At 43.8% G+C, this 12,440-nt stretch carries 12 protein-coding genes; 8 read left to right on the top strand and 4 right to left on the bottom strand.

All coding sequences use genetic code 11. The annotated features are described in order from the left end of the window. Positions 1 to 176 precede the first annotated feature (176 nt). Positions 177 to 1,097 carry a formyltetrahydrofolate deformylase gene (purU, locus tag ACIGBM_RS10260; RefSeq protein ID WP_224737772.1) on the top strand — a complete coding sequence of 307 codons (921 nt, stop codon included), beginning with the start codon at positions 177 to 179 and terminating at the stop codon, positions 1,095 to 1,097. A gap of 85 nt (positions 1,098 to 1,182) precedes the next feature. Here the strand turns inward: purU and ACIGBM_RS10255 are convergent, their stop codons facing one another. Then, positions 1,183 to 1,947, bottom strand: coding sequence for a cytochrome c biogenesis protein CcsA (locus tag ACIGBM_RS10255; protein ID WP_114700693.1), 765 nt, complete (start codon positions 1,945 to 1,947; stop codon positions 1,183 to 1,185). 452 nt (positions 1,948 to 2,399) lie between these two features. Between ACIGBM_RS10255 and ffh the strand changes: the two genes are divergently transcribed. From ffh to ACIGBM_RS10220, 7 genes are all read left to right on the top strand, one after another. After that, positions 2,400 to 3,947: a signal recognition particle protein gene (gene ffh / locus ACIGBM_RS10250; RefSeq protein WP_397477688.1), complete on the top strand. Its 1,548-nt coding sequence runs from the start codon at positions 2,400 to 2,402 to the stop codon at positions 3,945 to 3,947. A gap of 270 nt (positions 3,948 to 4,217) precedes the next feature. Then, entirely contained in the window at positions 4,218 to 4,919 is a 702-nt protein-coding gene (gene tsaB, locus ACIGBM_RS10245; RefSeq protein WP_397477733.1) for a tRNA (adenosine(37)-N6)-threonylcarbamoyltransferase complex dimerization subunit type 1 TsaB, read from the top strand. A 158-nt stretch (positions 4,920 to 5,077) separates the two neighbouring features. Further along, entirely contained in the window at positions 5,078 to 5,920 is an 843-nt protein-coding gene (locus ACIGBM_RS10240) for an undecaprenyl-diphosphate phosphatase (protein ID WP_397477687.1), read from the top strand. Positions 5,921 to 5,986: 66 nt separating this feature from the next. After that, positions 5,987 to 6,886, top strand: a complete 900-nt coding sequence (locus tag ACIGBM_RS10235) for a class I SAM-dependent methyltransferase (RefSeq protein WP_397477686.1) — start codon at positions 5,987 to 5,989, stop codon at positions 6,884 to 6,886. 91 nt (positions 6,887 to 6,977) lie between these two features. Beyond that, positions 6,978 to 7,220: a hypothetical protein gene (locus tag ACIGBM_RS10230; protein WP_397477685.1), complete on the top strand. Its 243-nt coding sequence runs from the start codon at positions 6,978 to 6,980 to the stop codon at positions 7,218 to 7,220. A gap of 130 nt (positions 7,221 to 7,350) precedes the next feature. After that, positions 7,351 to 8,268, top strand: a complete 918-nt coding sequence (ubiA, locus tag ACIGBM_RS10225; protein WP_397477684.1) for a 4-hydroxybenzoate octaprenyltransferase — start codon at positions 7,351 to 7,353, stop codon at positions 8,266 to 8,268. Then, on the top strand, positions 8,261 to 8,938 hold the full coding sequence (locus ACIGBM_RS10220) for a DUF4112 domain-containing protein (RefSeq protein WP_397477683.1): 678 nt from the start codon (positions 8,261 to 8,263) through the stop codon (positions 8,936 to 8,938). Before ubiA ends, ACIGBM_RS10220 begins: the two co-directional genes overlap by 8 nt. Before the next feature lie 150 nt (positions 8,939 to 9,088). Here the strand turns inward: ACIGBM_RS10220 and ACIGBM_RS10215 are convergent, their stop codons facing one another. The 3 genes from ACIGBM_RS10215 to mnmC all read right to left on the bottom strand — a co-directional run bounded on the left by ACIGBM_RS10215 (position 9,089) and on the right by mnmC (position 12,397). Then, positions 9,089 to 9,727, bottom strand: coding sequence for a hypothetical protein (locus ACIGBM_RS10215; protein WP_397477682.1), 639 nt, complete (start codon positions 9,725 to 9,727; stop codon positions 9,089 to 9,091). Between the two features lie 82 nt (positions 9,728 to 9,809). After that, complete coding sequence (locus ACIGBM_RS10210) at positions 9,810 to 10,244, bottom strand: secondary thiamine-phosphate synthase enzyme YjbQ (protein ID WP_397477681.1); 435 nt, start codon at positions 10,242 to 10,244, stop codon at positions 9,810 to 9,812. A 101-nt stretch (positions 10,245 to 10,345) separates the two neighbouring features. Beyond that, positions 10,346 to 12,397, bottom strand: a complete 2,052-nt coding sequence (gene mnmC, locus ACIGBM_RS10205; RefSeq protein ID WP_397477680.1) for an FAD-dependent 5-carboxymethylaminomethyl-2-thiouridine(34) oxidoreductase MnmC — start codon at positions 12,395 to 12,397, stop codon at positions 10,346 to 10,348. Between the last annotated feature and the right edge of the window lie 43 nt (positions 12,398 to 12,440).

Raw genomic sequence — 12,440 nt, 5'->3', positions numbered from 1 at the left:
CCCCAACTCTACGTTGGGGTTTTTGCATTAGCCTTCTAAATAAGCAAATCACCTTAAATAACCAAAAACAACCAACTCGCTCAGCAAAGTATTGCAAAAAAGATTAAAATAACCGGTTTACTACGCTGTCAGCAATTTTTCAGCGATAAGTCATCATTTTTTATATTGGGCGAATTATGTCAGACAACACTAAAACGGTTTCATTATCGACCATAGCTTCTCAGAGCAAACAGATTCCTAGCGCCATTGATACAGCAACGTTGCTCATCAAATGCAAAGATCAGGCAGGTATCGTACAGGCAGTCTCTGAGTTTATTCATCGTTATGGCGCTAATATCATTACGCTTGATCAGTATTCAACGGCGCATGAAGGCGGTCAATACTTTATGCGTTTAGAGTTTGCTTTGGCAGGATTGAGCGATATTATTGAAAATTTTGAAGCCAGCTTTGCGCATACGGTTGCTAAGCGCCACGATATGGATTGGCGTCTACATAATAATGCAACGAAGACCAAAGTCGGTATTTTGGTATCAAAGTTTGATCATGCGTTGTTAGATCTATTATGGCGACATCAGCGTGGACTGCTCGATTGCGAGATTACTTGCGTGGTCAGCAACCATCCTGATTTAAAGCAAGCAGTACAGAATTTTGGCATTACTTTTCATCATGTGCCAGTGACCAAAGATAATAAAGTAGAGGCAGAAGAGCAGATTCATAAGTTGATGGCAGGTAACGACTTGCTAGTATTGGCGCGCTATATGCAGATATTGTCATCAGATTTTGTCAAACGTTGGCCGATGCAGATTATCAATATTCATCATTCTTTCTTGCCAGCGTTTGTGGGTGCAGATCCTTATCGTCAGGCTTACGATAAAGGCGTTAAGCTTATCGGTGCAACTGCGCACTATGTCACAGCTGAGCTTGATCAAGGGCCTATCATCGAGCAGGATGTACATCGTGTGACGCATCGCCAAGGGGTGACAGAGCTGCGTGCTATCGGCCGTGATATCGAACGCAACGTATTAGCACGTGCTGTAAACTGGCATGTCCAAAACCGTGTGATTGTGGCGGGTAATAAGACAGTCGTATTTAACTAAGAAAACTTAGTAGTGAGTTGGCTAAAAATATAAAAAAGGCGGTCAGTAACTAGTGTTGCTGACCGCCTTTTTTTGAACATATATTTTATAGAAGCATTTCTAAGACGAATTTGCTACCAACAAAGCCAATGGCTAATAGGATAAAGGCATAAATAGTGATATTGGCCGCACGTTTACCTCGCCAGCCTGCACGCCAATTACCGAATAGTAGCACACCAAATAATAACCACGACAGTAGACTAAAAACAGTCTTATGCACGATATGTTGCGCCATCAAGTCTTGTACATAGATAAACCCAATCCCCAGTGCGATACTGAGCAATACAAAGCCTACCAACAGCATATCGAATAATAAACTCTCCATACTTTGCAATGAGGGTAGCTTATTGACCCAAAATCGATGAATGGTATGATGCTTGAGCTCACGTATTTGTAGACGTAGAAATAGTGCTTGTACCGCCGCCATCAACAGCACACAATAGGCAGCCAATGATAATATGATATGAATTTCAAGCCCAATACTGACATCAGTTAGTGGTTGATAAGGGGCGCGGCCGACATAGCCTACAGTCATACCTATTAGCGCAGTGGGTGCTGCCAAAATACCAAGACTAAGAATAGGGCGGTATAAACAGAACAACAGATAAAAGAATAAGAAAAATAAACTGGTCAGACTGATTATATTGAATAAGTTGAAATTTAAACCATACAGCGTCACAACGTATGGATATAGCAGTGCCGCATGTGCAGCCATGCCAATCAGCAATAAGCCCAGACTGAGGCTTTTGTGGATAGGTTTGTCCTGAACCAGCGCCCAACCAATATGGATGCTGACTAAGATATAAGCCATGCTAGCAAGTAAGAATGCAAAGTGCACAGATAAAAAGCCTCATCTTATACTGAGCATAAACTGCCGCTCAATGTGTCGCTAAAGTGGTATTATCAGAATGATTAGAATAATCGTCCAATTTATCATAAAATGGGTGCCAATTGAGCACCATCTTGCTTATAACTTATAAATGATCGGCAGTACTGCATAGCGCAAAACATAAAATATGTCATCTGTAAAAAGTTAACTACAATTATAAGCGCTGTGTCCTTTGCGAAACGACTATAAGTTTTGAGCCATGTTAATGCTATAGTATTGATAATATAATTCTTTTATCATGTCCCTTGTCATGCAATATCCTAATATCTTATAGCGTATCCTAATATTATTTATGAACCATTTTAATGGTTTGATTGAGAGTTATTTTAATTGCGTATTATTTAATTGAAAACCATTTTAATTGAGAGTTATTTATGTTTGATACCTTAACAGAACGTTTATCGTCGAGCCTACGTAACATCGTCGGTACCGGACAGTTGACCGAAGACAATATCAAAGACACGCTACGTGAAGTGCGTATGGCGTTGTTAGAAGCCGATGTAGCACTACCTGTCACTCGTGATTTTGTAAAACGCGTAAAAGAACAAGCGCTTGGTGCTGAGGTGCTAAAAGAGTTAGCGCCAGGTCAAGCCTTTGTCAAAATCGTACACGACGAGCTGACCGAAATGATGGGCAGCGCCAATCAGCAGTTAGAGATGACAGGTAAGCCGCCCGTTGTCTATTTGCTAGCAGGTTTGCAAGGTGCGGGTAAAACGACTACAGCTGGTAAGTTGGCCAAATATTTACAAGAGCGCCAAAAGAAAAAAGTCATCCTAGTCTCTGCTGACGTTTATCGTCCAGCGGCTATCAAACAGCTTGAGCAAGTAGCCGGTCAAGTGAATGCTAAGTTTGTGAACTCAAGCACAGATGAGAATCCAATTGATATCGCAAAGCGTGCGATTGAAGAAGCCAAAATCCAATATCAAGATATTCTGATCATTGATACGGCAGGTCGTCTACATATCGACGATACCATGATGGATGAGATTAAGGCGCTAACTGCTGCGGTTAACCCATCTGAGACGCTATTCGTCGTCGATGCAATGACGGGTCAAGATGCCGCCAATACCGCAAAAGCCTTTAATGATGCGTTGCCATTAACAGGTGTTATTTTAACTAAAACTGACGGTGATGCTCGCGGCGGTGCGGCGCTTTCTGTACGCGCTATCACCGGTAAGCCAATTAAGTTCTTGGGTCGCGGTGAAAAACTAGACGAGCTAGAGCTGTTCCACCCTGAGCGTATCGCGCAGCGTATCCTTGGTATGGGTGACGTACTTAGTCTGGTCGAAGAAGTTGAGCAAAAGATTGACCGTGATAAAGCCGAAAAAATGGCGAAAAAGATGCAAAAGGGCGGTGACTTCGACCTTGAGGATCTATTGACCCAGTTCCAGCAGATGAAGAGCATGGGCGGTATGGCAGGCTTCTTGGATAAGATGCCTGGTATGGGCGGCTCAGACATGCAAAAAGCCGTCGAAGATGCCAAACCAGAAGAAAAAGTACGTGAAATGGAAGCATTAATCAATTCGATGACGCCATTTGAGCGTAAAAACCCTGACAAGATTAACCCAAGTCGTAAGCGCCGTATCGCTGCAGGTTCAGGCCGTGAGATTCAAGATGTTAACCGCTTGCTCAAGCAACACAAGCAGATGGCAAAGATGATGAAAATGATCTCGAAGCCTGAAGGTATCAGTAAAATGATGAAGTCTATGCAAGGCCTCATGGGTGGCGGCGGTGGAGCAGGTGGCGGCGGTCCATTGTTTGGCGGTGGCGGTCAGCAAGGTGGCGCTAAAGACGTGAATCCAGAACAAATGGCCAAGCAGATGGGACTGGATCCAAACAATATGCCGAGCACTGAAGAGATGCAAAAGCAAATGCAAGAAATGCAAAACCAAGCACCAAAGAAATTTAAAACACGCTTTTAGATAACGACTAGTTATTTTCAAGAAGTTTGATCAAAGCCCCGAAGCCAATGAAGCTTTGGGGCTTTTTACCGTTAGCAGTTGCAGATAAACACTGATGGATAAAGTGTGAAAAATATAGAAATTAATAAAATTCGTGTACCCTAAATGCTATGATAGGCGCTGCTTCACTCTGTCTAGATTATTACAGGACATGAATGATAGATCGTTATAAAGAATTAGTGAAATCTGATAAATCAATTTAGAACGCAAAAAGTAAAAGCCGAGGTTGTGATGTTTTTAGCAATGGATACCGTGTTCGATCAGTGTTCGATCGCGATTTTAGATTCGAGTGGACAGGTACTATCGAGCCATACCGAAACAGGTAAGCGTCAGCAAACTCAACAAATTTTACCGATGATTGATGCTGCATTGTCTGAGGCGCAGTTACGTCTTGCTGATATACAGGCTTTGATATTCAATCGTGGGCCGGGTGCGTTTAGTGGTATCCGCATCAATACGGCAGTGGTACAGGCTCTGTCTGTAGCGCATGACTTGCCTTGTGTTGGCGTCTCAAGCCTGCAAGCAATCGCACAATGCGCGTATCAGAAACACGGGCTGACACACTTATATAGTGCCCTTGATGCTCGTATGCAGCAAGTCTACTTTGGGCAGTATGAATTGGTAACTGATGACAAATTAGGTCATAGCATTATGCAGCCAGTATTGGCTGATGGTAGCGATAGCACTGAGCAGCTATTGGATTATGATCGCCAAACCACACTTAGCCTACCTATCGTGGGTAATGGCGCACCGCTATTGGCACGATATGATCAGCAAGATTGTCATGAAGATGTTTGGCCAGATGCTGTTGTCATTGGGCAGCTTGGTATTGCTCAGTTTGCAAACGATGGTGGTACAGAAGCGTCGCAGGCATTGCCAAAATATCTACGCAACCAAGCTTGGAAAACACTTAAAGAGCAAGGTAAAGCTTAGCTTGATAAATATGCCTTGTGCAGCGTCAATTGATAGCAGCTAGCTTTTTAGTGTTTAGCAAGCGCATACCCATATAAAATCAACGTTAATATAGGACAGCCAATCGGTCTGTTTTTAGGCCAGTTTTTTTAGGCCAGTCTGTTTCTAGGAAAGTCACTGTGGATATAGTTTTATTCGTTCAAGCTGTCATCATGGGTATCGTTGAAGGTATCACTGAATTTTTACCCATCTCTAGTACGGGATATTTGATCTTATCAGCAGATGTGATGGGTTTCTGGACTAAAGAAAAAGTCGATTTATTTGTCGTGGTGGTACAGCTTGGTGCTATTTTGGCAGTGATTTATGACTATTGGGGTAGATTGTGGCAAGCGCTGATGGGCTTACTGACTGGTAAAGCAGATGGCATGACCAATCCTAGACAGCTGGGACTGAGTCTGATTGTCTCTACTATCCCTGTAATGATTGTTGGTTTTACCTTTGCCGATGAAATCAAAGCTTATTTGTTCAATCCTATCGTCGTTGCCATTATGCTCATCATTGGCGGTCTGCTGATATTTTATGTGGAAAAACGTCCTAAAACGGTCATTGCAGAAGAAGCGGAAGATGTCAGCATAAGAACTGCGTTGATGATTGGTTTGTTCCAATGTCTAGCTCTTATACCAGGGACGTCACGTTCGGGCGCCACTATTATTGGTGCGCTGTGGTTAGGTGTCTCACGTAAGGCTTCTGCTGAGTTTTCTTTCTTTTTGGGTATTCCTGTCATTGTAGGCGCGGCACTGTTGGATTTGCTCAAACATGGTGACGTATTGACCAACAGTGAAGACTGGCTGGTGCTAGGTATCGGAACCATCGTGTCATTTGTGGTGGCGCTACTTTGTATTCGCTTGCTCGTGGCATGGGTAAGTCGCCGCGACTTTACTATCTTTGCTTGGTTGCGCATTATCACGGGTGTTATCGTGCTAGTCGCCGCTTGGGGCTTTGGTTATCAAATGGCTGGCTAGATTTGCGTTATGATTTAACACGGCAGTAATTTATAGTGAAAATAAGCAGCAAATAGGATGATGGTTATGACAGATGTGCCCCAAACGTATGACGAAACAGGTGCTGTTGTACATTGTCAGTTATTCTACGTCAATGACAGCCAGCAAGCACAGGTTGAGCGTTTACAGTCATTGATAGCTGAGCATACATTACCAATTATCTTGGATATTAAGGTCGCTATAGAGAAACTAACTCAAAAGCGCCGTCAGCAGTTGAGCCAAGCATCTACTCAACCTATTTTATTATTAGATGATAAAGATAAGCTATTATGGCTAAGTGATGGGCTTAGTGTGGCACCTGAGTGGGACAAGTTGCAGCGCCGTGTAGTGAGTGCTGGTCGTAAGTCTGAGCTGCTATTACAAGCGGCCAAAATCATATCAGATAGTCACGTTATTGATGCAACTGCTGGCTTTGGGCATGATAGTTTGATATTGGCCAGTACTGGTGCCCAAGTTACTATGCTTGAGCAACAGCCGTTGATGGCATTGCTGTTACTTGCAGAGCAGCAGCGTATGAGTGCGCTACCCAATTGGCAAAAGCTCATGAGCCGTCTACAGATTATTAATACTGATGCACTCAGTTATTTTGCGAATCTAGAAGCAAGCACCGCAATAGACGATGCTATGGCAGTCGATGTCGTCTATTTGGATCCGATGTTTCCGGAGGATAGCTATCAAGATAGTAAGACAGGTAAAGGGGCAAAAGTCGGTAAGCATATGCAAGCACTGCATCAATTGGCTCGTCCACCAACGTCAGATGAAGAGCGACAACTGCTAAGTAGTGCGCAGGCTGTTGTTAAACAAAGTACGCAAGGCCAAGGTCGTGTGGTCGTAAAGCGTCCACAATTTGCACCGCTGCTTGCTGATGAGCCAGCTAGTGAAAGCTGGCATAATGAAGCCGTGCGCTTTGATGGGTATTTTGTCTGATAGCTGCTGTTTGCGATAACGAATGTACGAGTATAAATGTACGCAAGTTATCAGATTATGTGTTCAAAGTTAATGGATTTAGGAGCAAGGAATGTCAGCGTTAATCATTTGGGTTATGGGTGCAGTTTTACTGTTGATTAATATCATGCTGCGTACTCGCATTCTTCGGCTTGAAGCACGGTTAAAAGAGCTGAGCAATCCACAAGAGCAGCTAGTATTTTTGCGTCAACAAGCAGCACAAAAAGACAAAGTCCCAGCGTTAAAGGCTTTGCGTAAGCAATATCCTGAGCTATCGCTGATCGAAGCTAATAAATTGTGGCAACAAATTCAGTAGTCAGACCATTAAACTTAGTAATTAGTCTATTAAAACTCAGTAACCAACCCTTTCAAAAATTAATTTAGTTGTTCTGAGCGAAATATATGAGTGCACATAAAAAGTATCCAATTAATGATAATAAAAAGCCATGACATTTAAAGACAAGCTACAAGCCTACATCCAGCTAACCCGTTTTGATAAGCCAGTCGGCATTGAGTTGCTCTTATGGCCAACGCTTTGGGGCGTACTACTCGCTGCAATGGGTCAAGCGCAGCAGCAAGGAATGACGGCAGCGTTGCCAAGTATTAAGGTGTTCGCGATATTTGCTCTTGGTGCAATATTTATGCGAGCGGCTGGTTGTGCGATCAATGATTTTGCGGATCGCAAAGTAGATGGTCATGTGACTCGAACTAAAGGCCGCCCACTAGCAGATGGACGCTTATCTGGCAAAGAAGCTGTTTTTGCATTTTTAGTACTGGTACTGTTAAGTGCTAGTCTGCTATTTTTCTTGCCCATAGCTGTGTTCTATTGGTCGCTTGGTGCCGTTGTATTGGCATTTATTTATCCATTTATGAAACGCTATACGCACCTGCCGCAAGTATTTTTAGCAGCTGCTTTTGGATGGGCGATACCGATGTCCTATGTGGCAGTGCAAGGCGCTCCCGATATTTGGTGTTGGCTGCTATTCTTAGCTTATATGTGTTGGACAGTGGCCTATGATACCCAGTACGCCATGGCTGACCGTGAGGATGACTTAAAGATTGGCGTGAAATCAACAGCGATATTATTCGGTCGTTATGATGTGATTATCATTTCAATATTGCAGATGCTATTTTTGCTAATGATGGGTGTTGTTATGTGGCATTACTTTGCCCCAACTACATTAGGCGTAACGCCAGTATTTGGATTGGCACTAGTTGCGATGATGTTTGCCAAACAAAACAGCGCTTGTGCCAGTCGCAATCCTTTGGCTTGCTTTCAGGCGTTCTTGGCCAATATCTGGGTAGGGCGCTATGTCTTTGCGCTCATCGCAGTTACTTGCATATGGACGACGCTAAATGGATAAGTTAGATAAGTTGTCGAGGTTCAAATCAAAGAAACCGTCTAATACGAATGCGTCAGTTACGGACTATCAAACTAAAATTGCCGAACATGGTCTGACTCGTGAGCAAGTTATCGCGACCGAACGTAAACTGGCAAAATTTGCTAATACCATGGATTCGCTAGTACGAGTGCCTTTTACCAAGCAAGGAATGGGTGCGGATGCGGCGCTTTCGACCATTCCACTAGCAGGAGATTTGGCAGGATTGGCGTTGACCAGTTATGCATTTATATTAGGGCGTCAGTTAGGTGTGCCTGCTCACAAAATGACGCCAGCGGTGAGATTGGCACTTATTGATATGGTCGTTGGTATCGTACCTGGCATTGGTACGCTATTAGATATTTTCATTCGTCCTAGCCGTAAGACACTGGGTATCGTGCATGAGCATCTACATCATGAGTATGGTATTACCGAAACCATGCATATGGATCGACCGTTTTTGCACCAGTCACTAGAAGACAAACAACAGCAAAGCCGCTTTGGGTTTTTTTGGCGCAATCCAATCGTTACTTGGTTATATCTGCATATCCCTGATTTTCTTGGCCTGCTAGTCATTGTATTTGTCGGTTGGGGGCTGTGGACAGTGATAAGCTGGTTGGTTGGGATGTTTGGTCAATCGACTGGGTTTGGTTAAATACAATCACTCATAACCCATTAGACAGCTTAGTAGAGACAAGTCAGTGGAGAGTAATACACAGAAACGAAAAAGGCGGCAACGATAATAACGTTTGCCGCCTTTTTTATGATTTTAAATAGGGCATTGAAACAAAGGCCGCCTCAGACTTTATTCAGTGATGACTTCTGCTTCAGCACTGACGGCATCAAAGCTAGTGACTTTATTGTTTCGGATAAGGTCGATAGTGCCGCCACCAGCATGACTGACTAGTTGGATACTACCGTCAGCTGATTGATAGGTAGGATTATTGCCTTGGCCTTCGGGTGCACTTAATGTCATTTTTGGCTGGTTAGGACGAGTAATGATAGCGTTAAGCATACCAGCTGCCGACGTCTCAAAGACCACGGACAAACTCTCACCTGCTGCACTTTTATAACGGACATCAGTGATTTGTGCGCCTTTAATAGCTTGTTCTGGGTTAGGTTTTTCAGCGCCATCATTTGCCGTAGACGTAGTATCACTAAGATCTTTATCTAACTCTGTTAAGCTCATATCACGTTCTGAATCAGTCTGCGCTACATTTTGAGCGTCATCTGCATTGCTACCTTCCGCTTCATCAACGTTGATATTGGTCGTTACTGGCGTGGGTTGCGTTGAGGTCTCAGCTGTAGTTGTATCAGTTGCTTCAGGTTCTGGATCTTTTTGACAAGCAGTCAATAGCAACAGGCTTAAGAAAATAGCAGGAGCCGTACGATAAAGCAATTTAGATTTTCGTAAGTTCAGTACTTTTGGAAGAGAAGTATTCATAATCAGCTTTATCCGTTAATAGCGCTCTACGTAAATGTGGTAATTGGCAAGGGTCAACCTGCTAGTTATTGACAGTATATTATTACGTATTTACCGTAATCACCAGCTTACGCTGTCCGCCATATTCTTGCAGATCTCTATGCTCACATAAATAAATCCCTTGCCACATGCCTAGACCTAACTCACCATCGACAAGCGGTATAGTCAAGCTTACCCCAAGCATCATGCTTTTGAGATGCGCTGGCAGGTCGTCTGAGCCTTCTAAGGTATGGCGATACTCTGGCTGGTCTTCTGGTGCGATTTTATTGAGCCAATCTTCTGTATCTAGTCTGACATCTGGATCAGCATTTTCATTGATTGCAAGACTGGCTGACGTATGCAGCAAAAACAGATGAACCAACCCTACCTTGGTAGAGTGAGGTAACAGCTGAGAAATAGCTTCTTCAACCTTCGGAGTAATGATATGAATGCCACGCGCATAGGCGGGTAGAGTAAGGGTGGTTTGGTGATAGCTCATAGGGTATATCTCATTATTAGAGTCGACATCAAATAAAGATATCATAAGACAGTATGAACTATGGAAATCGTTGCTGTTATTTACACAAGAGCCATTTATTCTTAAACAAGCGGCGTCTGTAAACGTGTACGATTGGGTGATAGGCGTGCGAGCATCGTCTCTGACAGTGGTGCGAATGACCCTAGCATCATATCTGCTAATGCTTCAGCACAAATAGGTGCCAATGCATAACCTTTTGCGCCCATCGCACTCATTGTCCATATCCGCTGACTGTTTGCCAATTGTCCAACGATAGGGTGGTAATCAGGTGTTTGGGTGCGAATGCCAGCTCGGCCCTGCCATAGACTCGTATCTGCCGGAATGATAGATGCCATTTCAGGAATAGCATTGATGAGCTTATCACGACTAATTTGATGCTCTTCAGGACGTATGTCAGTACTTGTGTCATTGCGGATAAAACTCGCGCCGAGCAATAAATAGGGCCTATCAGCGACGACTGTATTTAACTCATCATCTCCAGTCTGCGCGTTGAACCGCGCACAGTAACCACTATATTTAAGCGGTATTTTAGGTAGCTTTGATAGCTGCTCCGTTGAGGGCGTAAACCAAGACAGCTGCCCACGAATTTTACGGCAATCAAAAATACGCTGATCCAATTTATGACTCTCAAAAGCTGCGCAAATGACGATATTATCAGCAGTCATAGTGACAGTGTTACGGTTTCCATCAATACCTTCGATACGAACTTGCTGCTCAGTCTCGTTGATTTTATTCACTTCTAATTGCTGAAAGCGAATGAGTGGATGAGTCAGTATGATGTTTTTTAATGCTTGTGGATTGACTAGGCCAGACTGCGGTAAGTACAAGTTCTCTAATAAGTCTTGGTCTTTTAGGCCACTAGCAATCTGTGCTTGCTCATGCGATAGGGTGGTCGCCATCTCGTCAGGATAGTCGGCAATTTGTTCTGTACCGATATTGGCTTTTATGAGTAAATCAAGGGCGCCAGTCAGTTCAAGTACCGGTGCTGTATTAAGCTGTACGGCTGTTTGATTAAGCTCTTGATATAGCCTGCTACTATGAAGATAACCTATGGTATGCAGATGCTCATTGACATGGTGAATCGGCGTCATTTTGGGCGCAAGTAATGCTCTAGGATTGCCTGACGCACCTGCCAAGGGCGCTGATTTATCTAATAAAGTAACGGTAATACCGCGACTGGCAAGCGACCAAGCTGTGAGCAACCCTGAAACGCCTGCACCAATAACGACAGTATTATCAAATGTGCTATCAGTCGTTTCTTGCTTTGCATAGCGACTGTTGTTATCGTCAGTAAGGTCACTACTTTCCGCATTGGTCATAATGGCCGTTAGCATTTCTCGCTTTCGACCAAAACCTCTGACTTTCTTAATGTGAAAGCCATGCTCTCTTAGCCCATGCTTGACGATACCTGCACAGCTATAAGTAGCGGCAGTCGTATGAGGGCGTGATAGGCGCTGCATTTGTGCAAAGATACTGTCAGCCCACAACGTACTGTTGCAAGAAGGCGCAAAACCATCTAAAAACCAAGCATCAATACAAGGCGTATGCTGGTTAGAATGGTCTAATGCCAGCTTGCTTAGACTTTCTGCTGCATCACCAAACCACATATCGACAGTTAAGTTATCATGAGAAAAACTTAAACGATGACAGCCTGAAATCAGGGGCGGATATGCAGCCAACAGGGGATCAATAAATGCCATTAGCTCAGGTGCGCGCTGACCCCATAACGCAAGTATCTGGGTCAGATCTGCTAGCGGTATAGGGAACTTTTCAGTAGTAATAAAGTGCAGCCGAGCCGTTGCTAATTGCGGGTTGGTTTCACGTAATTGTCGCCACAATTGCCACGTTGCTAGTAGATTAAGCCCAGTTCCAAAGCCTAGCTCAGCAATCGTAAAGCATTGCTTTGGTGCAAGGTGTGCCAAACGCTCTGGTAACTGATTGTGCTCTAGAAACACGTGACGCGTTTCTGCCAAACCATCCGCATGAGAAAAATACACATCCCCAAACTCACCTGATACTGGCACCATATTGCCAGTATCATCCAGTTGCCAGTCAATCTTGGCAGGTGTGATAACGTTTAAATGTTCAGGGTTTTGATGGTTAGCGATAGACATGAGGCACTTCTTAGAAATATCAGGAACGGAAGCTAAACGATCA

It is taken from the genome of Psychrobacter sp. NPDC077938 (assembly GCF_044542635.1).
Classification (GTDB): Bacteria; Pseudomonadota; Gammaproteobacteria; order Pseudomonadales; family Moraxellaceae; genus Psychrobacter.
This window is presented reverse-complemented; position numbering and strand designations above follow the sequence as displayed.